This window comes from Stenotrophomonas pictorum JCM 9942 (genome assembly GCF_001310775.1).
Taxonomy (GTDB): domain Bacteria; phylum Pseudomonadota; class Gammaproteobacteria; order Xanthomonadales; family Xanthomonadaceae; genus Stenotrophomonas; species Stenotrophomonas pictorum.
On record NZ_BAZI01000179.1, the window covers coordinates 1 to 5,674 of the forward strand.

The following is a 5,674-nucleotide window of genomic DNA, read 5'->3' on the forward strand; positions in this document are numbered from 1 at the left end:
CCAGTTGCCGAACCGCTTGGGCAGGGCCCGCCACTTGCAGCCATTTTCGGCCACGAACAGGATCGCGTTGAGCACTTGAAGGTTGTCCAGCGACACATTGCCCCGCTGCCGCGGCAGGCAATCCTCGATACGCGCGAATTGCGCAGGCGTAAGTTCCATGCGCAGTATGTTAGCAAGTAGTGTTAACAGGCCCTAAGTGAGGCTTGGAGGAAGACCGCTGTGCATGTCTGCGCTATCCTAGAGGGCGATTGACGATGGAGTTGCCAGAGTCGTCGCCCCTCAAACCCCTTCATCTTCCGCGCTAAACAAAGCTCTTGTCGGATGACGGTAAAAGCGACGGTAATGGCCCATGTTGATCATCGCAAATCCTTTTAACCACGCGGGCTTGCGTGACCTGTTGATGATCGAGTGGGAGTGATCCTTCCGGTGCCAGCGCCGGTGGCCTGCCGCGTTTGAATCAGCCGCACACAACGCCCCGTCAGGGGCGTTGCTTTATGCGGCGGACCTGCGGGCGGCGGGTTCAACATGGCCAGCAGAGCGGCGCCGTACCCAGCACGTCAGTCGCGTCCGTGGTGTTCGTCGATGCCGGATCTATTGGCCGCACGGCTTTACTATGGTGATCATTTCCTTATGGCCGAACAGGTGGAACCCGATGCCGCATGACGCCTTTGCCTCGCGCAACGGGTTCGATCAGGGTGGCAAGTCCTGTGTGCGTTTCCCGTCCGGGCACGCTCGGGAGCACAGCTGGCGATTCGCGCATTGGAAGCGGCTGTGCGGTGTGCTCCTGCTGTGCATGCTCTGTCTGGTTCCGTGGCCGGCGCTGAGCCTGGCGCCCAGGCCGCTCGATGGCTACTTCAGGGAAGTATGGACCACGCGCGAAGGGCTTCCGCACAACCTGATCCACGGCATCGCGCAGACACCGGACGGCTACCTGTGGTTCGCCACCTGGGAAGGTGTGGTGCGCTACAACGGAATCGACTTCCGCATCTTCGACCAGCGGGCGGTGCCTGAATTGCGCGACAGCAGTGTGCTGGTCGTACGGGTGGCACGCGATGGTGGCTTGCTACTGGGGACAGCGGGCGGCAGCGTGGTGCGTTATCACGCCGGGCGCTGGAGTGCCTGGCCGGGCAGCGAAGCCCTGCCGCAGGACCAGGTCATCGATCTGGTGGAGGACCGAGATGGCGGGCTGTGGGTGGGAACCCATGGCAGCGGCGTGTTGCATGTCGGCAGCAATGGTGCGATCACGCGCTTCGATGTCGATGCCGGCTTGCCAGGCAATTCCGTGCTGAAGCTCCTGCAGGCGGACGACGGTACGATCTGGGTCGCCACTGCCGGCGGTGTGGCGCGCTCTTCAGGCAAGCGTTTTGTGGCACTGGGTGCGGCGGAGGGTCTGCCGCCCGGACAGGCGTTCACCGTGGTCTCCGGGCCGGATGGCCGCATCCATGTCGGCATGGAGCAGGGGGCGTGGCGGCAGGACGGCGAACGGTTTGCACCACTGGCGCCGGACCTGCCGCCCTCCAATGTGACCCGCATCATGGTGGAGGCCGATGGAACCGCCTGGCTGGGCACCGTCACCGGTCTGTATCGCCACAGCCGGAGCTATGGGCTGGAGCGCATCGGCAATGCCAACGGCCTGCCCAATGAACAGATTTCCGCAATCTGGGAGGATCGCGAACACAGTCTGTGGGTCGGTACGAACGGCGGCCTTGTGCGCCTTCGCAACGCGCCTTTCAGCACGTTCGGCCTGCAGGACGGCTTGCCCAACGCCTATGTGCGCAGTGTGCTGGCCGATGCGCAGGGCACCTTGTGGGTTGCCACCAGTGATGGCCTGGGCTGGCTGCGTGATGGTCGTTTCAGTGCAGCCGGCAGCCGCAACGGCCTGCCCGGTGATTCCCTGCTCAGTCTCGGCAGGTCGCGCGCAGGCGGTGTCTGGGTGGGGAGCTACAGTCACGGCGCGGTGCTGTGGGATGGTCGCGTGCGCCGCCATCTCGACAGCCGCAGTGGGTTGACCGGCAACCAGGTGCGCGCCCTGCTGGAAACCGCGGACGGCACCCTCTGGGTGGGCACCTCGCGCGGCTTGAACCGGGTCGACGCGCGGGGTGTGCGGCACTACACCCTGGCCCAGGGCATGCCCAGTGACTTCATCATCGCTTTGCACCAGGATCGCCATGGCGTGCTGTGGGTCGGCACTTCCAACGGGTTGGCGCAGATCGACGGCGAGCATGTCCGCGCTTACCCGCTGCGCGATTTCGGCGCCAGCAACGTGTTCGGCCTGCACGAAACCGATGACGGCACGCTGTGGCTGGCGACCAACCAGGGATTGATCCGCCTCCGCGACGGACAGATGCGCCTGATTGGTACCGGGCAGGGATTGCCGGTGGCCAAGATCTTCCAGGTACTGGCCGACGGCGAGGATCATTTCTGGCTAACCTCCAACCGCGGCATGTTGCGCGTGGCGCGACAGGCTCTGGACGCCGTGGCCGATGGCCGGCAATCGGGCCTGGAGGTGGAATGGTTCGACGAAAGCGATGGTCTGGTGAGTGCCCAGAACAACGGCAATTCCGGGCCGGCTGCGTGGCGCACCGCGGATGGAAAGCTCTGGTTCGCCACCGCCGGGGGACTGGCGATGACCGGGCCGGGCCGCATCCACGAACTTACCCGCATGCCGCCGCCAGTGGTCATTGAGGAAGTGCGCGTGGATGATCGTCCCGTGCCGCTGCAGGCCGAGCTTCGCCTGCCACCGGGCACGCGCAAGCTCGAGCTGCATTTCGCCGGCCTGAGCTATTTGATTCCAGAAAAAATCCGCTATCGCTACCGGCTCGACGGCTTCGATCCGGAGTGGGTCGAGCGCGGCGCATTGCGTTTTGCGCAGTACACCAACCTCGACCCCGGCCATTACGTATTCCGCGTATCGGCCGCCCATCCCAATGGGGGCTGGAGCCGCGAGGAGGCGCGCATCGCATTGCATATCCAGCCCCGGCTGCTGCAGCGCCGCGATTTCCGGCTCGGCCTGGCGGGGGTGGCCCTGCTTGCGCTGTACGGTTGGTATCGCTGGCGCGTGCACGCCCTGCAGGCGGCCAAGCGCCGTCTCGGCACGCAGGTGGAGGAGCGTACCCGCGATCTGCGCGTCCAGGCCGAGGCATTCGAACGACAGGCGCGCGAGGATGCACTCACGGGATTGATGAACCGTCGCGCCTTTGACGAAGCGCTCGCGCGTGACTTTGACAGGGCCGCAACGGAAGGGACGCCGCTGGCGCTGGCGCTGGCCGACCTGGATTACTTCAAACGCATCAATGATGGCTACTCGCACACCGCCGGCGATGCAGCGCTGCGCGCCGCTGCCGACACGATCCGCGCGCATGCCGGCGATGAGGTGCTTGTGGCGCGCTGGGGCGGCGAGGAGTTCGCGCTGCTGTTTCCCGGTCTTGCGCGCGAGCAGGCGCTGGCACGGTGCGAAGCGTTGCGCCAGGCGGTGACCGCCATCGACACCTCCGCTTTTGCCCCCGGATTCACAATGACGGTGAGCATCGGCGTCGCCGACCGTGTCGGGCTGACCCATCACGAAAAACTCATCAGCCGCGCCGATCTGCTGCTCTACAAAGCCAAGCGCAGCGGGCGCAACCGGGTGTGTGGTTGAGCTGGGGATGTTTTCCGCAGCGCGCCGGCCCGCCAGGCGGCAGGCGCCAAGCGGCGGCATGGATCACCTTCGGCATGCGGTTGGAGAGGCGCTGAACTCTGTCCGGCCTCCGTGTTGGAGCACGCTGCGGCCGCGGGCGTCGGCCGGGTGGCATGAGGGGGCATGCCGCCTCAGCGGATACGGCGTGGTTGCAGGGCCTTCAGCGCCCAGCCAAGAAGGGGTCTATCCGTCGAGCTTGCCGCTGGTGCAGGCGGCGTGCGGGGCCGCCCTGCGGGCCAGTACCGCCTCGCGGTGGGCGATATAGCGTTGGAGCCGAGGATGATCAGTGCCCCTGCGACCGTCCAGCCATCCAGCACTTCGCCAAACAGCAGCCAGCCCAGCGTCACCACCAGCGGCAGCTGGGTGAAGCTGATCGGGGTCAGTGCGGAGACTTCGCCCAGCTTCAGGGCGCGGGTCCAGAACAGCTGTCCCACCGTGCCCAGCACGCCGGTGGCGACGAGCCACAGCCAGCCGGTGAGCGACGGCCAGACCCAGACGAACAGTGCCGGCACCAACGACAGCGGCACCCAGAATACATAGGTGTAGAACACCACCGTGTCGGGGCCGTCGACGCGGGTGAGCTGCTTGATCTGGATCGCGACCAGGGCGCTGAGCATGGCGGCGGCGACGGCGATCAGGCTTCCGGCCTGGAAGCCTGACACTCCCGGGCGCACGATCACCAGCACGCCGATGAAGCCGGCGATCACCGCCGCCCAGCGCCGGACCCGGACCTTCTCGCCCAGCCACAGTACCGCGGCGATGGTGACGAACAAGGGCGTGGAGTAGGACAGCGAGATGGCCTGCGACAGCGGCAGGTGACCGATGGCCCAGAAGCCGCACAGCATCGACGCCAGGCCGATGGCGCTGCGCAGGAAGTAGCGCGGCAGCTGCTGGGTGCGCAGCGAGCCGTGGCCTGGGCGCAGCAGGACCGGCAGCAGCGCCAGCAGGCCGAAGCCGTTGCGGAAGAACGCCACTTCCTGGGTCGGCACATGGCCGGTGGCGTAGCGGATGGCGATGGCCATCAGCCCGAACGCCATCGCGCTGGCAAACATCAGCAGCGCCGCGCGCAGCGGTGCGGGAGTCGCGCGGTTCGCGGCGGTGATGCTCACCATTGTGCGCCGATCAGCCGTGGCTCCGGTTCGATCGGGACGCCGAACTTCTCCAGCACCGCCGCCGAAACACGTCGCGCGAACGCGAGCAGTTCGGCACCGGTGGCGTGGCCATGGTTGACCAGTACCAGCGCGTGGTCCGGCGAGACGCCGGCATCGCCCTCGCGACGGCCCTTCCAGCCGCTGGCCTCGATCATCCAGGCGGCCGACACCTTGCGGCTGGCCGCGTCGTTGCCCGGAAACACGGGCAGGGCGGGATAGTGCTGCAGCAGCACCTCCACCTGTTCCAGCGGCAGGATCGGATTCTTGAAAAAGCTGCCGGCGTTGCCCAGCACCTCCGGATCGGGCAGCTTGCGGCGGCGGATGGCGATCACCGCATTGGCCACATCGGCCGATACCGGCTGTTGGATACCTTGCGCCTGCAGCTCTTCGCGGATGCCGGCATAGTCCAGCCGCAGCTCATGCAGCAAGGGCAGGCGGAACTCCACGGCGGTGATCAGGTAGCGGTCGGCCTCGGCCTTGAACACGCTGTCGCGGTAGGCGAACCGGCAGGCGTCCTGGTCCAGCCGTACCCACCCCTGTTCCTGCGTATCCCAGGCTTCGACGGTCTGGATGAACTCGCCCACCTGCACGCCGTAGGCGCCGATGTTCTGGATCGGCGCGGCTCCGGCGGTACCGGGAATCAGCGCCAGATTCTCCAGTCCGGACAGGCCTTCGGCCAGCGACCACAGCACCAGCTCATGCCAGATCACGCCGGCACCGGCGCGCACGATGGCGTGGTCGGCGCGGTGCTCGAGGATGTGCAGGTCGCGGTTGTCGAACACCAGCACCGTGGCCTGCGGATCGGCGGCCAGCAGCACATTGCTGCCACTGCCCAGCACCAGCAGCG

General features: G+C 66.6%; 3 protein-coding genes and 1 pseudogene. 1 reads left to right on the forward strand and 3 read right to left on the reverse strand.

Annotated elements, in window-relative coordinates; genetic code table 11:
- Positions 1 to 159 (reverse strand): transposase (locus JCM9942_RS09990; RefSeq protein ID WP_157722858.1); only part of this gene is annotated, 159 nt, incomplete at its 3' end.
- A gap of 634 nt (positions 160 to 793) precedes the next feature.
- Between JCM9942_RS09990 and JCM9942_RS09995 the strand changes: the two genes are divergently transcribed.
- On the forward strand, positions 794 to 3,637 hold the full coding sequence (locus tag JCM9942_RS09995) for a ligand-binding sensor domain-containing diguanylate cyclase (protein ID WP_158499986.1): 2,844 nt from the start codon (positions 794 to 796) through the stop codon (positions 3,635 to 3,637).
- 222 nt (positions 3,638 to 3,859) lie between these two features.
- Here the strand turns inward: JCM9942_RS09995 and JCM9942_RS10000 are convergent.
- Positions 3,860 to 4,788 (reverse strand): annotated as a pseudogene (locus JCM9942_RS10000) (DMT family transporter).
- Positions 4,782 to 5,674 (reverse strand): UDP-N-acetylmuramate dehydrogenase (murB, locus tag JCM9942_RS10005; protein WP_054659407.1); only part of this gene is annotated, 893 nt, incomplete at its 5' end. The pseudogene JCM9942_RS10000 and the gene murB, both read right to left, overlap by 7 nt.